The 19,711-nt window shown below is 65.4% G+C and carries 19 protein-coding genes and 3 tRNA genes; 8 read left to right on the top strand and 14 right to left on the bottom strand.

Annotation, left to right across the window (positions count from 1 at the left end; genetic code table 11):
* The first annotated feature begins 3 nt into the window (after positions 1–3).
* Complete coding sequence (locus WKW79_RS13850; RefSeq protein ID WP_340335744.1) at positions 4–288, top strand: YfhL family 4Fe-4S dicluster ferredoxin; 285 nt, start codon at positions 4–6, stop codon at positions 286–288.
* Here WKW79_RS13850 and WKW79_RS13845 read toward each other — a convergent pair.
* The 8 genes from WKW79_RS13845 to WKW79_RS13810 form a co-directional block, all read right to left on the bottom strand.
* Positions 260–544: a hypothetical protein gene (locus WKW79_RS13845; protein ID WP_340335743.1), complete on the bottom strand. Its 285-nt coding sequence runs from the start codon at positions 542–544 to the stop codon at positions 260–262. The two genes, WKW79_RS13850 and WKW79_RS13845, sit on opposite strands and share 29 nt — an antisense overlap.
* A 184-nt stretch (positions 545–728) precedes the next feature.
* Positions 729–1,379 carry an aminoacyl-tRNA hydrolase gene (gene pth, locus WKW79_RS13840; protein WP_340335742.1) on the bottom strand — a complete coding sequence of 217 codons (651 nt, stop codon included), beginning with the start codon at positions 1,377–1,379 and terminating at the stop codon, positions 729–731.
* A gap of 82 nt (positions 1,380–1,461) precedes the next feature.
* Positions 1,462–2,124 carry a 50S ribosomal protein L25/general stress protein Ctc gene (locus WKW79_RS13835; protein ID WP_340335741.1) on the bottom strand — a complete coding sequence of 221 codons (663 nt, stop codon included), beginning with the start codon at positions 2,122–2,124 and terminating at the stop codon, positions 1,462–1,464.
* Positions 2,125–2,204: 80 nt separating this feature from the next.
* Positions 2,205–3,179 (bottom strand): ribose-phosphate pyrophosphokinase, encoded by a 975-nt coding sequence (locus WKW79_RS13830; protein ID WP_340335740.1) that lies wholly within the window; start codon positions 3,177–3,179, stop codon positions 2,205–2,207.
* Positions 3,180–3,273: 94 nt separating this feature from the next.
* Positions 3,274–3,350: transfer RNA gene (locus WKW79_RS13825), tRNA-Gln, on the bottom strand.
* Positions 3,351–3,393: 43 nt separating this feature from the next.
* Complete coding sequence (ispE, locus tag WKW79_RS13820; RefSeq protein WP_340335739.1) at positions 3,394–4,263, bottom strand: 4-(cytidine 5'-diphospho)-2-C-methyl-D-erythritol kinase; 870 nt, start codon at positions 4,261–4,263, stop codon at positions 3,394–3,396.
* On the bottom strand, positions 4,260–4,763 hold the full coding sequence (locus tag WKW79_RS13815) for an outer membrane lipoprotein LolB (protein WP_340335738.1): 504 nt from the start codon (positions 4,761–4,763) through the stop codon (positions 4,260–4,262). Before WKW79_RS13815 ends, ispE begins: the two co-directional genes overlap by 4 nt.
* Entirely contained in the window at positions 4,760–6,604 is a 1,845-nt protein-coding gene (locus WKW79_RS13810; RefSeq protein WP_340335737.1) for a tetratricopeptide repeat protein, read from the bottom strand. Before WKW79_RS13810 ends, WKW79_RS13815 begins: the two co-directional genes overlap by 4 nt.
* An 83-nt stretch (positions 6,605–6,687) precedes the next feature.
* On the opposite strand from WKW79_RS13810, the gene mutM reads away from it, so the two are divergent.
* The 3 genes from mutM to mutY all read left to right on the top strand — a co-directional run bounded on the left by mutM (position 6,688) and on the right by mutY (position 10,635).
* Positions 6,688–7,503, top strand: a complete 816-nt coding sequence (mutM, locus tag WKW79_RS13805; protein ID WP_340335736.1) for a bifunctional DNA-formamidopyrimidine glycosylase/DNA-(apurinic or apyrimidinic site) lyase — start codon at positions 6,688–6,690, stop codon at positions 7,501–7,503.
* An 89-nt stretch (positions 7,504–7,592) separates the two neighbouring features.
* Positions 7,593–9,557 (top strand): dynamin family protein, encoded by a 1,965-nt coding sequence (locus WKW79_RS13800; protein WP_340335735.1) that lies wholly within the window; start codon positions 7,593–7,595, stop codon positions 9,555–9,557.
* 16 nt (positions 9,558–9,573) lie between these two features.
* Positions 9,574–10,635, top strand: coding sequence for an A/G-specific adenine glycosylase (gene mutY / locus WKW79_RS13795; protein WP_340335734.1), 1,062 nt, complete (start codon positions 9,574–9,576; stop codon positions 10,633–10,635).
* Positions 10,636–10,728: 93 nt separating this feature from the next.
* Here the strand turns inward: mutY and rapZ are convergent, their stop codons facing one another.
* The 3 genes from rapZ to WKW79_RS13780 are packed head-to-tail and all read right to left on the bottom strand — an operon-like array spanning position 10,729 to position 14,233.
* Positions 10,729–11,604 (bottom strand): RNase adapter RapZ, encoded by an 876-nt coding sequence (rapZ, locus tag WKW79_RS13790; protein WP_340335733.1) that lies wholly within the window; start codon positions 11,602–11,604, stop codon positions 10,729–10,731.
* Positions 11,605–11,644: 40 nt separating this feature from the next.
* Entirely contained in the window at positions 11,645–13,309 is a 1,665-nt protein-coding gene (recN, locus tag WKW79_RS13785) for a DNA repair protein RecN (protein WP_340335732.1), read from the bottom strand.
* A gap of 27 nt (positions 13,310–13,336) precedes the next feature.
* Positions 13,337–14,233: an NAD kinase gene (locus tag WKW79_RS13780; protein ID WP_340335731.1), complete on the bottom strand. Its 897-nt coding sequence runs from the start codon at positions 14,231–14,233 to the stop codon at positions 13,337–13,339.
* A 28-nt stretch (positions 14,234–14,261) separates the two neighbouring features.
* Here WKW79_RS13780 and hrcA point away from each other — a divergent pair, with 28 nt between their 5' ends.
* From hrcA to greB, 4 genes are all read left to right on the top strand, one after another.
* Positions 14,262–15,266 (top strand): heat-inducible transcriptional repressor HrcA, encoded by a 1,005-nt coding sequence (gene hrcA / locus WKW79_RS13775; RefSeq protein ID WP_340335730.1) that lies wholly within the window; start codon positions 14,262–14,264, stop codon positions 15,264–15,266.
* A 53-nt stretch (positions 15,267–15,319) separates the two neighbouring features.
* Positions 15,320–15,396: transfer RNA gene (locus WKW79_RS13770), tRNA-Ile, on the top strand.
* 97 nt (positions 15,397–15,493) lie between these two features.
* A tRNA-Arg gene (locus tag WKW79_RS13765) sits at positions 15,494–15,570 on the top strand.
* A gap of 362 nt (positions 15,571–15,932) precedes the next feature.
* The gene (greB, locus tag WKW79_RS13760) at positions 15,933–16,514 is read left to right on the top strand and encodes a transcription elongation factor GreB (RefSeq protein ID WP_340335729.1); all 582 of its coding nucleotides are present in this window, start codon (positions 15,933–15,935) and stop codon (positions 16,512–16,514) included.
* On the opposite strand, the gene WKW79_RS13755 is transcribed toward greB, so the two are convergent.
* From WKW79_RS13755 to gmk, 3 genes are all read right to left on the bottom strand, one after another.
* A complete protein-coding gene (locus WKW79_RS13755) occupies positions 16,478–18,766 on the bottom strand; it encodes a RelA/SpoT family protein (protein ID WP_340335728.1) in 2,289 nt (762 codons plus the stop codon). The two genes, greB and WKW79_RS13755, sit on opposite strands and share 37 nt — an antisense overlap.
* A gap of 94 nt (positions 18,767–18,860) precedes the next feature.
* Positions 18,861–19,064 (bottom strand): DNA-directed RNA polymerase subunit omega, encoded by a 204-nt coding sequence (gene rpoZ / locus WKW79_RS13750; RefSeq protein WP_213955086.1) that lies wholly within the window; start codon positions 19,062–19,064, stop codon positions 18,861–18,863.
* A 22-nt stretch (positions 19,065–19,086) separates the two neighbouring features.
* The gene (gene gmk, locus WKW79_RS13745; RefSeq protein ID WP_340335727.1) at positions 19,087–19,707 is read right to left on the bottom strand and encodes a guanylate kinase; all 621 of its coding nucleotides are present in this window, start codon (positions 19,705–19,707) and stop codon (positions 19,087–19,089) included.
* Positions 19,708–19,711 lie beyond the last annotated feature (4 nt).

Genomic DNA, 19,711 nt, shown 5'->3' with positions numbered 1-19,711 from the left:
CACATGGCCCTGATGATCACCGACGAATGCATCAATTGCGACGTGTGCGAGCCCGAGTGCCCGAACGACGCGATCTACATGGGCGTCGAGATCTACGAGATCGATCCGCACAAGTGCACCGAATGCGTGGGCCATTTCGACGAGCCGCAATGCGTGCAGATCTGCCCGGTGGCCTGCATCCCGGTGAATCCCGCGCATGTCGAGACGCGCGAAACCCTGTTCGAGAAGTTCCAGCGCCTGACGGCAGCCAAGACCGCCATCACAGGGTCCGGTTCTCAGGCCCCTTGAATTTCATCGTGGATTTGCGCGGCTCGCGTTCCATCTTTCGGATGCGCGCCTGCTGCACGCGTTCGGTCGCCGCGGCACGCCGCTCCGCCAGCGCGAACCGGCGCGCCTCCGCGGCCGCCTTGCGGTCACGATCGAGCGCTTCCTTGTCGCGGCGAAGGCGGGTGCGCTCCATCCGTTCGGCTTCGGCCTGGTTGCGCCGCGTGGCGTTGTCGGCGGCACGGCGGTCCGCCTCGCTGCGGCTGTCGTCGACATTCACCGATTGGCCGTCCCTGCACGGCTGGTCGGTGTAGGTCGAGCCGCACCGCCAGACGCCGTGTGGCGGCGTCGCCGCAAGGCTTGCGAGTGGGGCGCAGAGCGCCAGCGAAACGATCGCGATGGATCGAAGAAGTGGCTGTGCCATCTTGTCGTGTCTCCCTGTCCTTTGTCTTGTCGGCCCGATGCTAACTGGCCGCCGGCGCCGCGCCGCCAGCGTTTCCCCCACCTTCTTCGGGCTCGCGCCGCGGCGGCTTGGGCCGAGGCGGCTTGCTCGTGTGGATCTGCATCGTCGCCTTCTCCATCTCGCCCGCCACCAGCGCCGGCACCGCGTGCAGCGTGCGCGCGATGGCATCCTCGATCGCCTCGCGCTGCTCCTTCAGCGGCTTCTTTAGCACCCAGTTGATCACTTCGCTCTTGACGCCCGGATGCCCGATGCCCAGGCGCAGCCGCCAGTAGTCGCCCGTGCCCAGTTGCGCATGAATGTCGCGCAACCCGTTGTGCCCGGCATGGCTGCCGCCGAACTTCAGCTTGGCTTGCCCCGGTGTCACGTCGAGCTCGTCATGCACCACCAGGATCTCGTCCGGCTGGATCTTGAAGAAGCGCGCCAGCGCGCCGACCGACTTTCCCGACAGGTTCATGAAGGTCTGCGGCTCCAGCAGCCAGACGCTCTGTCCATTCACGTTGGCCCGCGCCACCAGCCCGTGGTAGCTGCGCTCCGGCACCAGCGACAGCTTCCAATCCCGCGCCAGCGCCTCCACCCACCAGAAACCTGCGTTGTGACGCGTGGCCTCATATTCCGGGCCCGGATTGCCCAGGCCGACAAACAACTTGATCATGGTTTCGATTATCCCGTTGCCAAAATGAAAACGGCCCGCACGAGGCGGGCCGTCGATCTGCAGACAGCAGCGAGTAGGTGGATTACTTCTTGGCAGTCTTGGCAGCAGGCGTCTTGGCGGCAGGCTTGCCACCCTTGCCGGCCGGTGCGGCGGCTTCTTCAGCCTTCGGCGCTTCTTCTTCCTCGGCAACCGGAGCGGTGGCCGAAGCCAGCACTGCGTTCACCTTGCCGTGGCTGACCCACTTCACGCCGCGGGGCAGCTTGATGTCCTTCAGCGTGACGGTGCCGTTGTTCTTCAGGCCGGACAGGTCGACCTCGATGAATTCGGGCAGTTCTGCGGGCAGGCAGTTCACTTCGAGTTCGGTCATCACGTGGTTGACCAGGTTGTGCTCGAGCTTGACGGCGTCGGACTCTTCTTCACCCTTGAAGTGAAGCGGCACGCGCATGGTCATGCGGGTCTTGGCATCGACGCGCTGGAAGTCGATGTGCTGGACCAGCTGGCGGAACGGGTGGTATTGCACGTCGCGCAGCAGGACCTTGCTGACGTTGCCGCCCAGTTCCATTTCGAGGATGGAGGCGTGGAACGCTTCCTTCTTCAGGGCGTGCCACAGTGCGTTGTGGTCGACCTCGATCAGTTGGGGCTCGGTGCCACCACCGTAGACGATACCGGGCGTCTTGCCCGAGATGCGGAGACGGCGGCTCGCACCCGTGCCCTGCTTGGCGCGCTCAAAAGCGACGAATTTCATGACTAACTCCTGTGAGAGTCCACCGCGACCAGTGAGACTCCGGTTGAAAAGGGCTCACCCGAAGGGAGCCCGCTTTTTGCTCAGAACAGGTTGTCCTGGTCCGAGAACAAACTCATGACCGACTCGCCCTTGGCAATGCGCTGGATCGTTTCGGCGATCAGCGGTGCCACGGACAGTTGGCGAATTTTTCCGCTGGTCAGTGCGCCGTCGGACAGGGGGATCGTGTTGGTCACGACCACTTCGTCCAACGCAGAGCCCTGCGTGATCCGCTCGATGGCGGGACCCGAGAAGATCGGGTGCGTGCAATAGGCGTAGACCTTCTTGGCGCCGCGCTCCTTGAGCACTTCGGCGGCCTTCACCAGCGTGCCGGCCGTGTCGATCATGTCGTCCATGATCACGCAGTTGCGGCCTTCGATCTCGCCGATCACGTGCATGACCTCGCTCACGTTGGCGCGCGGACGGCGCTTGTCGATGATGGCGAGGTCGCAATTCAGCTGCTTGGCCAGCGCGCGGGCGCGAACCACGCCGCCGACGTCCGGCGAGACCACGATCAGGTCTTCGTAGTTCTTCAGCCGCAGGTCGCCCAGCAGCACCGGCGACGCATAGATGTTGTCCACCGGGATGTCGAAGAAGCCCTGGATCTGGTCGGCGTGCAGGTCCATGGTCAGCACGCGGGCCACGCCCACGGTTTCCAGCAGGTTGGCCACCACCTTGGCCGAGATCGGCACCCGGCTCGAGCGAGGGCGACGGTCCTGGCGGGCGTAGCCGAAATACGGGATGACGGCGCTGATCCGCTCGGCCGAGGCGCGCTTGAGCGCGTCGACCATGATCAGCAGTTCCATCAGGTTCTCGTTGGTCGGCGCGCAGGTCGACTGCACCACGAACACATCGCGGGCCCGGACGTTCTGGTTGATTTCTACCGTGACCTCGCCGTCGGAGAAGCGGCCCACGCGGGCGGCGCCGACGGTCGTGCCGAGGTTGTGCGCGATTTCTGCTGCAAGGCCCGGATTGGCGTTGCCGGTGAAAACCATGAAATCAGGATGGTGGACCTGCATGAGAACGTTCCGGCAGTTCGAAAAAAGCCCTCGGGAGAGGGCTACGTGGGGTCTTGAAGTCCCCGCAGCCCGTCGGCTGCAGGGAGTTGTTGTTTGGCAGGGGAAGAAGGATTCGAACCTTCGCATGCTGGAATCAAAATCCAGTGCCTTAACCAGCTTGGCGACTCCCCTACACGGGTCTTCGGCTCGTCTCTTGTGGAGACGGGCCGCCTACCTATGAAATGTCGCTGGATGCCCACCCGGCCAGGGGATGAACATCCATGTTGCCGCATTGTCGTACCGACCAGCCCTCGGGGGCTACTGCCAATTTCGTTTCCTGCGGCATCGCTGCGAACACGGCACTTCCTGAGCCGGTCATCCTGCCTTTCAAACCCTGCGACCCGAGCCATTCGATGGCCTGGGTGACCGCGGGGCAAAGCCTCTGGGCAACCGGCTGCAAGTCGTTGTGGCCAAATTCGAACTTGTCGTTCTCGTTTGTCCTATGCTTTGCAGCGAAGCCTGCGATTATAGCACTAGGAGTTTGGCGCTCAAGGTCCGGTGCAGCAAAAATACCGCGGGTATCGATTCCCTCGGGTGGCTTGACCACGCAGAAGCGCCCCGGCGCCAGCTCGATCGGGGTGATTTTCTCACCGATGCCTTCGACCCAGGCGTTGCGTCCGCGCAAGAAGAAGGGCACGTCCGCGCCCAGCGCCAGGCCCATCTGTTCGAGCCGGGCAAGCGGCAGGTTCAGCCCCCACAGGCGGTTCAGCGCCAGGAGGCAGGTGGCCGCGTCCGAGGAGCCGCCGCCCATGCCCGCCTGCGCCGGAACATGCTTGGCGATGCCGATGTGCGCGCCCTGGCCCGGCCGCGCAAAGGCTTGCAGCGCACGGGCCGCACGCAGCACCAGGTCATCCGCCGGCAGCGGCGTCGTGAGGTCTTCGCGCGACAGTTGCCCGTCGTCGCGCCGCTCGATGTGCAGCGTGTCGCACCAGTCGATCAGCATGAAGACCGATTGCAGCAGGTGATAGCCGTCGTCCCGCCGCCCGGTGATGTGCAGGAAAAGATTGAGCTTGGCCGGCGCCGGCAGGTCGTACAGCGCCTTCATTGCCGCTCGAACACGATGCGCAGGTCGGCGGCCGGTTGTGGCGAAAAGCGCATCGCCTGAAGGCGCCCGTTGCCATACTGAGACAGGTCCGCCTTCCAGCCCGGCACCGGCTCGTCTCGACCGGCCAGCCAGCCGAACAGCGCGTCGACCGGGATCGCCGCGCCCGTCGCAGCTTCGATCAAGGCATCGACCGAGTCATAGCGCCGCGTCTGGTTGCCGTTCTTCAGCAAGGCCTCGCCGGGCGACCATTGCAAGACCGCCAGCGTGTTGCCGATGGGCGTGGTCAGGGCGAGTTCTCCGGCGCGGGGAGAGCCGCGCAGGTCGAACAGGGCGGAGAAACTCTGCTTCTCGTCGCCTTCGACGCGAAGCGCCAGCCGGCCGTTCCATGCGCCACTGGGTTGTCCGGCATTCCGCACCGCCGCGACCTTCGGCGTCGTGCACCCCGCCATCAAGAGCGCAGCACCGGCCGCGCCGGCCAGCCATACCGCCCGGCGTCTCACAACTTGACGCGCAGGCGCTTGAGCGTTTCCTGCAAGGTCTCGTTGTCGGCATCGGTCAGCGAGGCTTCCTTCCAGATTGCCACGGCGCGATCGCGATTGCCGATGGCCCACAGCACTTCGCCCAGGTGGGCGCCGATTTCCGCATCCGGGCGCTTCTTGTAGGCGGCCTCGAGGATGCGCGAGGCTTCATCCATGTTGCCGAGCCGGTATTCCACCCAGCCCAGGCTGTCGGCGATAAAGGGGTCGTCCGGCGCCAACTGCACGGCTTTCCGGATCAACTCGCGCGCTTCCTGCAGGCGGATCTTGCGATCGGCGAAGGAGTAGCCGAGCGCGTTGTAGGCGTTCTGGTTGTCGGGCTTGAGCTCGATGAGACGGCGCAGGAGCCGCTCCATGTCGTCCATGCGATTGAGCTTTTCAGCCAGCATGGCCTGGTCGTAGAGCAGGTCGCCGTCGTCCGGCGCTGCTGCGCTGGCCTTGGCGAGCATGTCGTAGGCCTGCTGGTATTGCTTGGCGTCGCGCAACAGTTGCACCTCGGCCAGGAACTTCTGCTTCTTGTCGTCGGGCGACGTCTCGGGCAGCGAGCGCACCAGGTCGCGGGCCTGCTGCATCTTGCCCTGGCGTGCCAGCAGGGACGCGCGCCGCGCCTGCGCCCCGATCTGGTCTTCGCTGCCGTCGATCTTGGCGAGCCAGCTCTCGGCGGCTGCGTAGTTCTTGCGCCGCTCGGACAACTGGGCCAGCAGCAGGTACGCCTGGGTCAGGCCGCGCTTGCGGTCGTCTGCGTCGGCCTGGCCGTTCGCGAGGTCGACATAGCGCTTGAGCGAGGCTTCCGCGGCGGTGTCCTGCCGGGCCTGGGCTTGCAGTGAGCCGAGCAGGATCCAGGGCTCGGGCAGGTCGGGGCGCTCGGTCGTCAGCTTGGTGAGCTGGGCAGTCGCCTCGTCAAAGCGGCGGCCCTCGACCAGCACGCGCGCATAGGCCATGCGGATCTCGGGTTGGGCATTCGGCGTTGCGAGGTAGCGCGTGACGATGGGCTCGGCCAGGGGCTGAGCGGGATCGATCAGGTCGAGCGCCAGCATGGCGGGACCATCGGATTTCGGGTCTGCGGCCTGGCCCTTCTGCGCAGCATCCATCGCGCCGGGAGCGTCACCTGCCAGCAGGCGCATGCGGCCGATCGTGGCCCACGCCAAGCCGGCCGTGCTCGGCTTCTTGATTTCGTCGACCAGCGCGCTCTCCACCACCTGTGCCGCGACCTTCTTGTCGGTCGCGCGGGCGTAGGTCCTTGCGATCAGCGTCAAGAGGAAGGGGTGCTCGACTTCCGGCGTGGCGGCGAGTTCGGCGCGCAGCGGTTCTACCGTGGCGGATAGCCGGTTCATCGCGATCAGGATCTGCAACTCCAACCGGCGTGCGTCACGCGATTCCGGCTGGGCCTGTTTCCAAGCGCGGACAGCGACCAGTGCGGCATCGCCCGAGCGCGTCTGCAATGCCAACTCGACGGCACGTTGGTACAGCCGCGGATCGCGTGTGCGGCGCGCGGCTTCGAGCATGAGCGCCGACCCGTCGGCCGGCGAACCCGTGCGGGCACTCAACTCGCCGACGAGCACGTCGAAGAACAACTCACCGGTGAGCGCCGAGGGCCGCACGTCCGGCGCGTCTTCATCCTGAGGCGGCTTGATTGCCGCAGCGGGCGGGCCCGGCGGCTCGACGATGGGCGCAGGGCTCATCGGTGCGGCGGGATTCCTTGGCGAATCGGGGGGAGCATCGGTCTGCTGGGCGTGCGCCGCAAGGGCGAGCAAGACGGCGGAAGCGGCCGCCGCAAGGCGGAGTCGGCGGGGCGGAGGGGTCATTGCAACCATAATAATCCAAGGCTTTTGTGTGACCGCCGCAAGGGGCTTGAGGTTCCAGCGGAATCTGACATGAATTGTCGACCATGCCCGAACTCCCCGAAGTAGAAGTCACACGTCTCGGTTTTGCCGATCGCATCGCGGGCGCCCGCATCGAAGCCGTGCGCATGGGCAAGCCGTTGCGCTGGGCGTTGGCCGTCGAGCCTTCGGCTTTGGTGGGCCGCACGGTGCAGGCGGTGCGGCGACGTGGTAAATATTTGCTGATCGACATGGATGAGGGCTTGCTGCTGCTGCACCTGGGCATGTCGGGAAGCCTTCGATTCACCGACGCGCCATTGCCACCTGCCGGCCCGCACGACCATTTCGACATGGTTACCAACCAGGGGTCGCTGCGTCTCAACGATCCGCGTCGTTTTGGTGCGGTGGTCTATGCGGAGGACGAGGGTGCGCCGCTGGCCCTCAAGTTGTTGGGCAAACTCGGCGTCGAGCCGCTGAGCGACGGCTTCGACTTCGACGCATTTCTCGCGGGCCTGAAAAAGCGCCAGGCGCCGATCAAGCAGGTGCTGCTGGCGGGCGAACTCGTGGTCGGCGTGGGCAACATCTATGCTTCGGAGGCCTTGTTCCTGGCCGGCATCCGGCCGACGCTCGCGGCTTCGCGCATCAGTCGACCGCGTGCGCTGCGCCTGCATGCGGCGGTGCGCGACGTGCTGGCACGGGCGGTGGAGCGCGGCGGCAGCACGCTGCGCGACTTCACCAACACGGAGGGGCAAAGCGGGTATTTCCAGTTGGAAGCCACGGTCTATGGGCGGGCAGGCGAGCCGTGCAGGGTATGTTCGACGACGATCCGGCAGATCAAACAAGGCCAACGCTCGACGTTTTTCTGCCCAAGTTGTCAAAAGTGATGGCAAATGCCCAAAGGACGCGCGCAACCTGCGCTGATCTGGCAGGATGCCGGTGATAGTATTTGTAAACCAACACTTACATATTAATCTTGAGCCGCTCTTTCAATCAGCAATTCGACCAGCACGGTACCTGGCGGCGCAACTTCGCGCACCGGCTCAAGTGGTTGTCCGGCTGGCTCAATGAAAACGAGCTGCTCGACCAATCCGTGGCCGAACGCCTGCGCGACCTGGAATCCCAGATGCGCACCAGCAAGGTCATGGTGGCTTTCGTCGCCGAGTTCTCGCGTGGCAAGTCCGAGTTGATCAATGCGATCTTCTTTGCGGGCTACGGCCGCCGCATCATGCCGGCGAGCGCGGGCCGCACGACGATGTGCCCGACCGAGCTGGGCTACGACGTCGGCGTGCCACCGAGCCTGCGCCTGCTGCCCATCGAGACCCGGCTGGAGCCCCATTCGCTGACGCATTGGCGCGACGAAACGGCGCGCTGGACCGAGTTGCCGATCGACGTCAACAACGCCGACGAACTCGCGGAAACGATGCACAAGGTGGCCGAGGTCAACTGGGTGTCGCTGGACGAAGCGCGCGCGCTGGGCTTCTGGAGTGACGACAACACCGAGGACAACCCGGTGCCCGATGCCGACGGCCGTGTCGAGATCCCGCGCTGGCGCCATGCGGTGTTGAACATGCCGCATCCGCTGCTGGAGCAGGGCCTGGTCATCCTCGATACGCCCGGTCTGAACGCCATCGGCGCCGAGCCGGAATTGACGGTGAGCCTGATACCGCAGGCGCATGCCGTGGTCTTCATCCTGGGCGCCGACACTGGCGTGACGCGGTCCGACCTCTCGATCTGGCGCGAGCACCTGATCACCGAAGGCGACCCCGGCGAGGCGCGCATCGTGGTGCTGAACAAGATCGACACCATGTGGGACATCCTGAGCACGCCGGCCCAGATCGACGCCCAGATCGACCGCCAGCGCAAGGGTGCGGCCGAATTGCTCGGCGTGCCGCTGCGCCAGGTGCTGCCGGTTTCCGCGCAGAAGGGGCTGCAGGCCAAGATCCGCCGCGACGGTCCGTTGTTGCAGGCCAGCCGCCTGCCGGCTCTGGAATCGGTGCTGGGCGAGGGCCTGCTGGGCAAGCGGGAAATGATGCTGCGCGGCGCAGTGGACAACGGCATTGCCGCATTGCGCACCGAAGCGGCCCGCATTCTCAACGTACGTCAGCGCGACCTGTCCGAGCAGGCGCTGGAGTTGCAGGGCCTGCGCGGCAAGAACGTGTCGGTCATCCGGCACATGCGCAGCCGCATCGAGCAGGAACAGAGCGAATTCGAAGGCAGCAATGCGCGCATCCTGGCGTTGCGCTCGGTGCAGGGCAAGCTGCTGCGCGAGGTGTATGCGGTGCTGGGAAGTACGGCGCTCAAGTCCGACATGGGCAAGCTGGCGGCCGCACTCAAGAAGCCCGGCATCAAGTTCAACGTGCGCAAGACCTACGCCGAGACCTTCGATGCGCTGCGCAACAACCTGCGCGAGGTGCAGGCCACCAGCGCCGAGATCCAGCAGATGCTTCATGCCACCTTCCGCCAGCTCAACGCGGAGCACGGCTTCACGCTGCTCGCGCCTGCCGAGCCGAACCTGAAGGAGTTCGAGGAGCAGATGAGCATGATCGAGCAGAGCCACACGCAGTACCTGGGCGTGGGCAACATCCTCAAGCTGGCGCAACCCGAGTTCTGCGACAAGCTGGTGCGGGCGCTGTCCAGCCGGCTGCGCGTGGTGAACGAGGCAGCCATGAGCGAAGTCGAGCGCTGGAGCAAGGGCGCGGGGGCCCAGCTCGATGCGCAGCTGAAGGAGCGGCGCCGCAATTTCGGCAAGCGCATCGAAGCGGTCGATCGCATCCAGCAGGCCGCCGGGAATCTGGAAGAGCGCCTCGTCGAACTGAGCGCACAGGAAGCTGGCCTGGTGGAATTGCACCGTCGGCTGCGCGAACTGACGTCCCTGCTGACCAGCAACGAGCCGCCGAGCACGTCCGCCGCGCAGAACAACGAGCTTCGTGCCGCGTGAGCGTCGCGCGGCCCCGGTGGCCGCGCCTTCCACCCTGATTGCTTCCGTATTTGCTGCCAGCGTGGTTCGCTGGCAGCGTTCGCATGGGCGCAGCGAACTGCCCTGGCAGAACACGCGCGACCCGTACCGCGTGTGGCTGTCGGAGGTGATGTTGCAGCAGACTCAGGTGTCGACCGTGCTGGGCTACTTCGACCGGTTCCTCGCGCGTTTTCCGACCGTTGCCGAATTGGCCACGGCAGGGGAGGACGAGGTCTTCGGGCTGTGGAGCGGCCTGGGCTACTACAGCCGGGCGCGCAACATGCATCGCTGTGCGCAGGAGGTCATGGCGCGCTTTGGCGGCCAGTTTCCGCGGCGATCGGAGGACCTGGAAACGCTGCCCGGCATCGGTCGTTCGACGGCGGCGGCCATCGCGGCGTTCTGCTTTGGTGAGCGTGTTGCGATCCTTGACGGGAACGTCAAGCGCGTGCTGACGCGGGTGCTTGGTTTTGATTCGGACCTTTCTTCCAGCGCCAGTGAGCGGGTGCTTTGGGGCATGGCGACGGAACTGCTGCCGGCGGCCTCGGAGAGTGGCGCGATTGAAAGCTACACGCAGGGGCTGATGGATTTGGGCGCGACCGTCTGCATGCCGCGCAAGCCGAACTGTCTCCTATGCCCGGTGAACGAAATCTGCGTGGCGCGGCGAGAGGGTGCGCCCGAGGCTTACCCGGTCAAGACGCGCAAGCTCAAGCGCAGCTCGCAGTCGCTCTGGCTGCTGCAGGCACGCGATGCGGCGGGCCGCACGTGGCTGCAGAAGCGCCCGGTGCGGGGTATCTGGGCTGGCCTCTTTTGCTTGCCGGTGTTCGAGAGCCATGCTGCGCTGATTGAGGCGCTGCCCCCCTCGGTGCGCGCCAATGTGCACGAAGGTGCGCCGTTCCTGCATGTGCTGACCCACAAGGACCTGCATCTGCATCCGATGGGGCTGGAAAGCGACGCAAAGGCTGCGATGCCGGGTGAAGGCCAGTGGTTTTCGCCGCATGAATGGGAAGGACTGGGCCTTCCTGCGCCTGTGCGCAAGCTGCTGGTTTCAGACGAGCGCTGAATACGGGCTCGGGAACCGGACGCAGAGGGGACGCGAAGGTTTCGCGTCCACTGCGTCCGGATGTTCGAATTCGGGTCCTCTGGACAAGAGACGCTATATCCCGTCCAGTTCCCGATGCCGCTTGAGCGCAGCCCAGCGTTCGCCGAAGCCGCGCGCCAGTTGCTCCACCAGGAACACTGAGCGGTGCTGGCCGCCCGTGCATCCGATGGCCACCGTCACATAGCTGCGGTGGTCGCGTGCGAGGGCGTCGAGCCAGCGGGTGAGGAACTGCTCGATGTCGCCGTACATGCGCGCCACGTCGTCATGCTGGCGCAGCCATTCGATGACGGGCTCGTCGCGGCCGGTCAAGGGGCGCAGCGTGGGGACGTAGTGCGGGTTCGGCAGCATGCGCACGTCGAACACGTAGTCTGCGTCGAGCGGCACGCCGCGCTTGAAGGCGAAGGATTCGAACACCAGCGTCAATGCGCTTTGGGGTGCCGAGATCAGCATCTTCACGTAGCTCTGCAACTGCGCGGGGCGGATGATGCTGGTGTCGATGACGTCGGCACCGTCGCGCAATTCGGCCAGCAGTTCCCGTTCAAGTTCGATCGCCTGGATCAGCACGCGCTGGGTCTCGGGCACGTCGTTTCGGCTTTCCTGACGCGAGAGCGGATGGCGGCGGCGCGTTTCCGAATAGCGCCGCACGAGGGCGTCGGTGGTCGAGTCGAGGAAGAGCGAGCGCAGGGAGACACCATCACGCCGAAGCGTTTCAAGCTGCTGCGGCACCAGGGGCAGCGAGACGCCGCTTCGCACATCCATCGCGATCGCCACTCGCTCGGCCTGCTGCTCATGCTGCAGCGTGATGAAAGGCATCAGCAGTTCGGGCGGCAGGTTGTCGACGCAGTAGTAGCCCGCGTCTTCCAGCGCATGCAGCGCGACCGACTTGCCGGAGCCCGACATGCCGGTGATGAGCACCAGGTCAAGGCTCATGGCTTCAGTCCCCACGCCTGGCACTTCGTGTACGGCGCACTCATGCTCGCGCCTCCGTCGAAGTCTTGCCCAGCATCTCGCGCGCATGCGCCAGCGAGGTCTGCGACACCTTCTCTCCGCCGAGCATGCGCGCCACTTCCTTCTCGCGCGCCGGGCCTTCGAGCGGTGTGACGCCGCTTTCGGTGCGGCCGGCGACCTGGCGCTTGGCCACGACCAGGTGATGGTCGGCGCACGCGGCAACCTGCGGCAGATGGGTCACGGCAAGCACCTGTCGGTCGCGGCCCAGTTGCTTCATCAGGCGACCGACCGTCTCGGCCACCGCACCGCCGACACCCGCATCCACCTCGTCGAAGATCAGGGTCTGCGCAGCGCCGAGTTCGCTGGTCGTGACGGCGATGGCGAGCGCGATGCGCGACAACTCGCCGCCGGACGCCACTTTGCCGATCAACCGCGGCGTGCTGCCGGGATGGCCGCTGACGAGAAAGCTGATGTCCTCCAGGCCCGCGCGGCCGGGTTGGGCGAGCGCTTGGAGCTTCACCTCGAAGCTGCCGCCCTGCATGCCGAGGCCTTGCATGGCCAGCGTGACCGCCTTGGCGAGCTTGGGTGCCGCCTGCTTGCGAATCTTGCCGACCGCGCCGGCTTCCTTCATGAAGGCTTGCTGTGCCGCCTGTTCGACGCGTTCCAGTGCCTCGAGATCGCTGGCCGCGTCGAGGGCCTTGAGTTCATCCTGCCAGCCGGCGAGCAGGCTTGGCAGGTCGGCCGGACCGCGCTTGTAGCGCCTGGCGAGCGACATCCAGAGGCCCATGCGTTCGTCGAGTTCGGCCAGGGTCTGTGGATCGGTGTCGGCGTGCCGCAGGTAGCCATGCAGCGAGTGCACCGCATCGGCCGCCTGTGCGACGGTCGACGCGAGCACTTCGCCGAGCGCCTTGAATTCGGGCTCGATGTGCTCGCAGTTCTGCAGCAGCGTCGCGGCGCGGGTCAGGGCGCTGAGCGCGCCACCGTCGTCGCCCTCGAGCGCCTCGCGCGCGCCTTCGGCCGCCTCGATCAGCGTCTGCGCATTCGATGCGCGCGCATGGTTGGCCGACAGTTCCTCCCACTCGTCGACGCCGGGCGCAAGCTTCATGACTTCGCCGATCTGCCATTGCAGGCGCTCGCGGTCGCGCTGCAGCGAATCCTGCGCGGACCGCGCCGTTTCGAGCGTCGACAGCGACTGCCGCCAAGCCTGCCAGCTCGCATCCAGCGCCTCTGTGCTCACGCCGGCATAGGCATCGAGCAGGCCGCGCACCGCTTCGGGCCGCGTCAGGCTCTGCCATGCATGCTGGCCGTGGATGTCGAGCAACCGATCGCCGAGTTCGCGCAATTGCGTCGCCGTGGCCGGGCTGCCGTTGATCCAGCCGCGGCTGCGGCCTTGCAGGTCGACCGTGCGACGCAGCAGCAGCGCATCGCCGGCCTCGAAACCACCTTCGTCGAGCCAGCCGCCCAGCGCGGCATCGGCATCGAACTCCGCCGACACGTCGAGCCGCTCGGCACCTTCGCGCACCGATCCGGCATCAGCCCGATTGCCCAGCGCCAGTTGCAACGCGTCGATGAGGATGGATTTGCCCGCGCCGGTCTCGCCGGTCAACACCGTGAACCCGCTCGACAGGTCGAGTTCGAGTTCACGCACGATCACGAAATCGCGCAGGGCGATGCGTCTCAATGCCAAGTCAGGTCTCCCGAAAAACGAGGGGGTTCATGATCCGCCTTCGTTCCAATGCAGTTTCTTGCGCAGCGTGTCGAAGTAGCTCCAGCCCTTGGGGTGGAGGAAGCGCACGCGGTAGTCGGAGCGGCGCACCACGATGCGATCGCCGTGTTGCAGCGAGGCCAGCGACTGCATGTCGAAATTGGCGCTCGCATCGCGGCCGGCGACGAGTTCGATGGTGACCTCGTCCGCGTCGGGCAGCAGGATGGGGCGGTTCGACAAGGTGTGCGGCGCGATCGGCACCAGCACCCAGCCCGGTATCGCCGGATGAAGCAGCGGGCCGCCTGCCGAGAGGGCATAGGCCGTGGAGCCGGTGGCCGTCGCGATGATCAGGCCATCCGCGCGCTGGTTGGCCACGAAGTGCCGGCCCACCGACACGCTCAATTCCACCATGCCGGACGTGGCGCCGCGGTTCAGTACCACGTCGTTCATCGCATACGCGGTGAAGACCACTTCCTCGTTGCGGATCACCTGGGCATGCATCAGGCTGCGATGGTCTTCCTCGAACTCGCCGGCGAGCATCGGGATGAGCGTGGCCTGGTAGCTGTCGAGCGGAATGTCGGTGATGAAGCCGAGCCGGCCGCGGTTGATCCCGATCAGCGGCAAGCCGTGGCGTGCCAGTTGGCGCCCGACGCCCAGCATGGTGCCGTCGCCCCCCACCACGAGGCCGAGGTCGCATTGCTCGCCAATCTGGTCCAGCGTGAGGGCACGGTAGCGGCCCGAGCCGGGTGCTGCGTTGGCCGACTCCTCGACGATCACTTCGCAGCCCTGGCTTTCGAGGAAAGTCGCGATCTCTGAGGTCACGCTGTCGGGCGCATCGACCTGCGCGCGGACGCCGGACGCCTGGTATTTGCCAATGAGGGCGACGTGCCGGAAGCGAGAGGTCATGTCCAAATTACAACATTAAAATTGCCAGATGTTGGACGACCGCGCCAAGCTGCTTCTCAAGACCCTCGTTGAACGTTACATCGCTGACGGTCAACCCGTGGGATCGCGCACGCTGTCGCGGACGGCGGGCCTGGAGCTTTCGCCGGCGACCATCCGCAACGTGATGTCCGACCTCGAGGAACTGGGGCTGATCGCCAGCCCGCACACCTCGGCCGGACGCATCCCCACGGCACGCGGCTATCGTCTCTTCGTCGACACCATGTTGACCAGCCGGCGTGAACCTTTCACGACACCGCCGCTGTCGCCGGACCAGCCGCAAAAGGTGATTGCCAACGCGGCTGCGATGCTGTCGAACCTGTCGCATTTCGTGGGCGTGGTGATGGCGCCGCGGCGGCCATCGGTGTTTCGGCACATCGAGTTCATGCGGCTGTCGGATCGTCGCCTGTTGGTGATCATCGTCTCGCCCGATGGGGACGTGCAGAACCGCGTGATCTTTCCGGAGACCGACTACACGCCCTCGCAACTGGTCGAGGCGTCCAACTACATCAACACCCACTTCGCAGGCCTGTCGATCGAGCAGGTGCGCGACCGGCTGCAATCGGAAATGGAAAAGCTTCGCGGCGAGATCGCATCGCTGATGCAGGCGGCCGTGGTCGTGAGCAGCGAGGTGCTGAACGAGGCGCAGGATGAGGTGGTCGTGTCGGGCGAGCGCAACCTGCTGTCGGTCAGCGATTTCTCCAGCGACATGGGGCAGTTGCGCCGGGCCTTCGACATGTTCGAGCAGAAGGCGCAATTGATGCGGCTGCTGGACGTGTCGAGCAAGGCCGAAGGGGTGCGCATCTTCATCGGCGGCGAGAGCCAGCTCGTGCCTGTCGAGGAGCTTTCGGTGGTCAGCGCGAACTATGAAGTCGATGGGCAGGTGGTCGGTACGCTCGGCGTGATCGGGCCGACGCGCATGCCCTATGAACGCATGATCCAGATCGTCGACATCACGTCGCGGCTGGTAAGCAATGCGTTGAGTGGGCGCAAGTAAAGGCGATTCCGATCAAGAGCACATCGGGGCGCCGACTAGAATCCCCGCCGCGCGGGCCGTTAGCTCAGTTGGTTAGAGCAGAGGACTCATAATCCTTTGGTCGTTGGTTCAAGTCCAACACGGCCTACCAGTCCTGCCTTGCGGGACTGCGTTGGAAAGGCATTTACAAATTCATTTCACCCGACCCGGGAAAGTCATGAAAAGTACATGCTATAATTCAAAGCTTCGCGGCTGTAGCTCAGTTGGATAGAGTACTTGGCTACGAACCAAGGGGTCGTGGGTTCAATTCCTGCCAGCCGCACCAAGTCAGTAAGCCCCGGATCCTTTCGAAGGATCCGGGGCTTTTCTGCTTTTGCACGGCATTCTTGTAAGCCGACTGACCTCGCAAGGGCACCTGCGCCGTGACAGCCACAAATGAGACCGTCGTCACGCGCATCGGCATGCGTGTGCCCGTAGCAACAGTTGCCTGTCGCACCTATTTGCGTACCGTCTGGCGCCCAGTCCTGCTGGATTCGTGCCCTCTTCACGACCTTGCCCCACTTGACCAGGGCAGCCTTGATCCGGCGCCGCCGGCGCTACGTGAGCCCGATGCCGGGCGGCCTCCAAATCCATGATGCGGATGTTCACAACACGCCGAGGGACACAGCTTTTCCTTAGCATTGGCAGATGAGCAAAGCATTCACCAAAGAGTCGGACGCCGACGAGGACGACGATGGCGCGGACGGCGGATTGCCGCCGCTGCCGGCGGGCAGCAAGAACTACATGACGCCGCAAGGCTACGCACGCCTGCGCGATGAACTGCTCAACCTCATGGACGAGGAGCGGCCGAAGGTGGTCGAGGCGGTGCACTGGGCCGCGAAGAACGGCGATCGTTCCGAGAACGGCGACTACCTCTACGGCAAGAAGCGGCTGCGGGAAATTGACCGGCGCATCCGCTTCCTGACCATGCGGCTCGAAGTGGCCGAGGTCACCGATCCGTCAGTGCATCACGGCAACGACCAGGTCTTCTTCGGCGCGACGGTGGAATACGCGGACCCGGCGGGCGAGGAGCACAGCGTCACCATCCTCGGCATCGATGAAGCCCAGAGCCAGCATGCGCAGGTGAGCTGGATCTCGCCGATCGCGCGGGCCTTACTAAAGGCGCGCGAAGGCGATGTGGTGAAGCTCGTCACGCCGCGTGGCGCACAGGAGATCGAGGTGCTATCGGTGCGTTACCCGGCGCCGGGTGTCGTCGGGTCGGCCGAGTAGGGCGCGGGCACCACGCGATTCGCCACCAGCACCGAAGGGGTTCGCTTCACGGCGCGCAGCACCAGGTCCAGATGCGCGCGGTCGCGCACCGCGATCACGAAGCGCAGGTCGGTCGAATCCTGCGGTGTCTCATCGGCCATCTCGACGTGCGTGATGTCGGCCTCGGCTTCGGCCAGCGTGGCTGCGACGCGCGCCAACACGCCCTTGTCGTTGCGCACCGTCACGACCACACCGGTCTCGAAGGTGCGCACCGGTTCCTCGGCCCATTCGACCGCGAAGAATCGTTCGCTGTCGCGGTGCCGCAGGCGTTGGCCGACGCCGCATTCGTTGGTGTGCACGACCAGCCCTTCGCCGTGGCCCAGGTAGCCGACGATGTGATCGCCTGGAATGGGCCGGCAGCAGAGTGCGAAGCGCACCGACGAGTTCTCGCTCCCATCCAGCGTGACACCGCCTTGCGAGACGGTCTCGTGCGCGGTGAAGCGCTCGCGCGTCAGCAGCAGGGCATCGGGCTTCTCTCCGCGCTCGGCCAGCAGGAACATGAGGCGCTTGGCCACGATGCTCGCAATGCGCCGGCCAAGCCCGATGTCGGTCATCAACTCTGAGCGCGAGCGATTGGCGGTGAAGCGCAACAGCTTTTCCCAGATGGCCTGGTATTCGCCGTCGTCCGGCGGCACCTTGTTGCGGCCTTCGGCGCGCAGCGCCTGGGCCAGCAGCTTCTCGCCGAGGCCTTCGGATTCGGCATGGGCCAGGGTTTTGAGGTAGTGGCGAATCTTCGACCGCGCGCGGCCGGTGCGCACGAAGCCCAGCCATGCCGGGTTCGGTGTCGAGACCGGCGCGGTGATGACTTCCACCACATCGCCGTTCTTCAGCTCGGTGCGCAGCGGCACCTGGTCGCCGTTGATGCGCGCGGCCGAGGTGTGGTCGCCGATGTTGCTGTGGATGGCGTAGGCGAAGTCGATCACCGTGGCGCCGCGCGGCAAGGCGAGGATCTGGCTCTTGGGCGTGAATACATAGACCGCGTCGGGGAACAGGTCCACCTTGACGTGGTCCCAGAATTCCGCGGCATCGCGCGTCTCGTCCTGGATATCGAGCAGGGATTGCAACCACTTCGCGCCGAGCCGCTCGCGCGAGGGCGAGGCGTTGTCCGTCGCCTTGTAGAGCCAGTGCGCCGCGACGCCGGATTCGGCCACTACGTGCATGGCCTCGGTGCGCAGTTGGAACTCGACGTTGACGCCCGATGGCCCCACCAGCGTGGTGTGCAGCGACTGGTAGCCGTTGAGCTTGGCAATCGCGATGTGGTCCTTGAACTTGCCGGGCAGCGGCTTGTACATCTGGTGCAGGATGCCGAGGCCGGTGTAGCAGGCGATGACGTTCGGCACGATCAGCCGGAAGCCGTAGATGTCGGTGACCTGCGCGAAGCTGAGGTGCTTCTCGTCCATCTTGCGATAGATCGAATAGAGCGTCTTCTCGCGGCCTGCGATGCGCACGCTGATGCCCGCGGCGGCGAAGGCGGTTTCGAGCTCTCGCTGCACCTTCTGGATCAGGTCCCGCCGGCGGCTGCGGGCCTTGTTGACGGCCTTCGACAGGATCGCATAGCGCCACGGCTTCAGGTGCCGGAACGAGAGTTCCTGCAACTCGCGATAGGTCTGGTTCAGGCCCAGGCGGTGTGCGATGGGCGCATAGATCTCCAGCGTCTCCCCTGCAATGCGACCCCACTTCTCGCGCGGCGCATCGTCCAGCGTGCGCATGTTGTGGGTGCGGTCGGCCAGCTTGATGAGGATCACGCGCACGTCGCGGGCCATCGCCAGCAGCATCTTGCGGAAGGACTCGGCCTGGTTCTCTTCGCGGGTGTTGAACTGGAGCTTGTCGAGCTTGGTGAGGCCGTCGACCAGTTCGGCGACCGGTGCGCCGAAGCGCTCGATCAACTCGGGCTTGGTGACGCCGCAGTCCTCGATCGCGTCATGCAGCAGCGCCGCCATGAGCGCTTGCGCATCAAGCTTCCACTCGGCGCACTGGGCCGCGACCGCGATCGGATGGGTGATGTAGGGCTCGCCGCTGTTGCGCAATTGGCCCAGGTGGGCCTCGTCGGCGAAGCGGTAGGCGCGGCGGACCAGTTCGGTGTCTTCGGCGCTGAGGTAGTCGAGGCGGGCGGTGAGGGCGGCGAAGCTGGCCGCGGCGGCGTTGAGGGCGGCAGGGCTCGGCCGAGCAGCACCCCGCGGGGCATTGGGCTCGGGTTTGGCGACTGCGCTCATAGCCCTCGACTTTAGCGTGCCATTCGGGAGCTGGGGTTTGCCCACAAAAAAGGCACCGCAAGCGGTGCCTCTATACGAAAGCGCGGACGAATGATCAGCCCGGCACCTTCTTGAGCATTTCCAGGCCGATCTTGCCTTCGGCGATCTCGCGCAGCGCGGTCACGCCGGGCTTGTTCTTGCTCTCGATCTTGGGCGCATGGCCCTGGCTCAGCATGCGGGCGCGGTACGTTGCGGCCAGCACGAGTTGGAAGCGGTTCGGAATCTGAAGCAGGCAATCTTCGACGGTAATGCGGGCCATGATGAACTTTCGGTGGTCGGTGTCAGGGGATGTTCAGTGCGGCGAAGGTGTCGGCCCGCGCGCGGCGCTGGGCGGAATAACGCAGCCGCTGGGCGTGAACAATGGCTTTCAGGTCGAAAAGCGCACGCTCGAATAACTCGTTGATTATAACGAAATCGAATTCCCCCGCCCGGGCCATCTCGGTGGCCGCATTGCGCAGGCGCAACTCGATCACGTCGGGCCGGTCTTCGCCGCGGCGTTCCAGCCGGGAGCGCAGCTCTTCCCAACTCGGCGGCAGGATGAAGATGAGCACCGCGTTGGCAAAGGTCTTGCGGATCTGGATGGCGCCCTGGAAGTCGATTTCCAGCACCACGTCGGCGCCCTGCGCCACGCGCTCCTCGATGGCTTTCTTCGACGTGCCGTAGCGGCATCCGTGCACGTGGGCCCATTCGACGAAGCCGTCGGCCGAGACCATGGCATCGAACTCGCCGTCGGAGGTGAAGAAGTATTCGCGGCCATGCTTTTCCTGGCCGCGCGGGGCGCGCGTGGTGTGCGAGACCGAGGGCTGCACGGCCGAATCGAGTTCCATCAGCGCCTTCACCAGGCTCGACTTGCCGGCGCCGCTGGGCGCTGCCACCACGAAGATGTTTCCGGGGTAATCCATTTTT

Origin of the sequence: Variovorax robiniae (assembly GCF_037889955.1) — a bacterium.
Lineage (GTDB): Bacteria > Pseudomonadota > Gammaproteobacteria > Burkholderiales > Burkholderiaceae_C > Variovorax > Variovorax robiniae.
The sequence above is the reverse complement of the archived record's forward strand: the minus strand, read 5'-3'. Positions and strand labels throughout refer to the sequence as shown.

Bases quoted from the DNA above. Each gene is read 5' to 3' on its own strand.
- rapZ (WP_340335733.1), bottom strand. From the start codon at position 11,604: ATGAGCCTTGACCTGGTGCTCATCACCGGCATGTCGGGCTCCGGCAAG.
- rpoZ (WP_213955086.1), bottom strand. From the start codon at position 19,064: ATGGCCCGCATTACCGTCGAAGATTGCCTGCTTCAGATTCCGAACCGC.
- WKW79_RS13810 (WP_340335737.1), bottom strand. From the start codon at position 6,604: ATGACCCCTCCGCCCCGCCGACTCCGCCTTGCGGCGGCCGCTTCCGCC.
- WKW79_RS13755 (WP_340335728.1), bottom strand. From the start codon at position 18,766: ATGAGCGCAGTCGCCAAACCCGAGCCCAATGCCCCGCGGGGTGCTGCT.
- WKW79_RS13835 (WP_340335741.1), bottom strand. From the start codon at position 2,124: ATGAAATTCGTCGCTTTTGAGCGCGCCAAGCAGGGCACGGGTGCGAGC.
- pth (WP_340335742.1), bottom strand. From the start codon at position 1,379: ATGATCAAGTTGTTTGTCGGCCTGGGCAATCCGGGCCCGGAATATGAG.
- greB (WP_340335729.1), top strand. From the start codon at position 15,933: ATGAGCAAAGCATTCACCAAAGAGTCGGACGCCGACGAGGACGACGAT.
- WKW79_RS13850 (WP_340335744.1), top strand. From the start codon at position 4: ATGGCCCTGATGATCACCGACGAATGCATCAATTGCGACGTGTGCGAG.
- WKW79_RS13830 (WP_340335740.1), bottom strand. From the start codon at position 3,179: ATGCAGGTCCACCATCCTGATTTCATGGTTTTCACCGGCAACGCCAAT.
- hrcA (WP_340335730.1), top strand. From the start codon at position 14,262: ATGTTGGACGACCGCGCCAAGCTGCTTCTCAAGACCCTCGTTGAACGT.
- gmk (WP_340335727.1), bottom strand. From the start codon at position 19,707: ATGGATTACCCCGGAAACATCTTCGTGGTGGCAGCGCCCAGCGGCGCC.
- mutM (WP_340335736.1), top strand. From the start codon at position 6,688: ATGCCCGAACTCCCCGAAGTAGAAGTCACACGTCTCGGTTTTGCCGAT.
- WKW79_RS13780 (WP_340335731.1), bottom strand. From the start codon at position 14,233: ATGACCTCTCGCTTCCGGCACGTCGCCCTCATTGGCAAATACCAGGCG.
- ispE (WP_340335739.1), bottom strand. From the start codon at position 4,263: ATGAAGGCGCTGTACGACCTGCCGGCGCCGGCCAAGCTCAATCTTTTC.